The following is a 1,209-nucleotide window of genomic DNA, read 5'->3' on the forward strand; positions in this document are numbered from 1 at the left end:
TCCATCAATTTGTTGTCCATTAAAGTCAATCGTTGCAATATAATTGTCGATTTTTTTAGCCGAAGCAAACATAATGGCTTCCCAGTTTTGACCTTCCTGCAATTCTCCATCACCGTGCAAACTGTAAACTAAATTAGTGTCATTATTTAGCTTTTTGGTCAAAGCCGTTCCAATCGCAACCGACATTCCCTGTCCTAATGAACCCGAAGCAATCCTAATTCCTTCTAGTCCTTCGTGAGTAGTTGGATGTCCTTGCAATCTCGAATTTAATAATCTAAAGGTGTTTAATTCTTGAACTGGGAAATAGCCTTTTCTAGCCAATACACTATAAAAAACAGGTGAAATATGACCATTAGACAAGAAGAAAATATCTTCATTTATACCGTTCATATCAAAAGCACCGTCTTTGAGTTCCATTATTTCGTTGTACAACGCTACCATAAACTCGGTACAACCCAAAGAACCTCCAGGATGTCCTGAGTTTACTTTGTGCACCATTCGTACGATATCTCTTCTCGTTTGAAAAACTATATCTTGTAATTGAGCGCTTTCCATACTTAATTTCCTTTTTGGTAATCGGCCAAAAATTGTGCTAATCCACTATCGGTCAAAGGGTGTTTCAACAATCCCGTGATGGAAGACAAAGGGCCTGTCATTACATCCGAACCTAATTTGGCGCAATTAATGACGTGCATCGTGTTTCGAACTGAGGCAGATAGTATTTGAGTTGAAAAATCGTAATTGTCGTATACAAGTCTGATTTCTGCAATTAATCCCATTCCATCAGTGCAAATATCATCGAGTCTTCCCAAAAATGGGGAAACATAAGTTGCCCCAGCTTTTGCAGCTAATAAAGCTTGTCCAACCGAGAAAACTAAAGTTACATTAGTTTTGATTCCTTTATCCGAAAAATATTTACAGGCTTTTATACCAGCAGCAATCATTGGTAATTTTACCACAATTTGTGGATGTAAGGCTGCCAATTCTTCGCCTTGTTGAATCATACCTTCATAATCTGTGGCAATTACTTCAGCCGAAACATCGCCGTCAACAATATTACATATTGCTAAACATTGTTGTCCGATAAAAGTAAATAAAAAAGAAGCCATAAAAATGGCTTCTCAATTAAAATCGTAATTTGGTTTTGCAAAAGACAAAAAACGATGAGTAAAAGTAATTATTTTTCTAGTAAATCTGTTTTCGGACAGC

At 36.7% G+C, this 1,209-nt stretch carries 1 protein-coding gene and 1 pseudogene; both read right to left on the reverse strand.

Going from position 1 to position 1,209, the window contains the following annotated elements; translation table 11 throughout:
* Nucleotides 1–555, reverse strand: a 555-nt coding sequence (locus RMO83_RS00805; RefSeq protein WP_310557771.1) for a 1-deoxy-D-xylulose-5-phosphate synthase N-terminal domain-containing protein, incomplete at its 3' end; no start/stop codon positions are given.
* A gap of 2 nt (nucleotides 556–557) precedes the next feature.
* Nucleotides 558–1,067: pseudogene (locus RMO83_RS00810) on the reverse strand (transaldolase family protein); the annotation flags it as partial.
* Between the last annotated feature and the right edge of the window lie 142 nt (nucleotides 1,068–1,209).

This window comes from Flavobacterium sp. (assembly GCF_031423415.1).
Taxonomy (GTDB): Bacteria; Bacteroidota; Bacteroidia; order Flavobacteriales; family Flavobacteriaceae; genus Flavobacterium.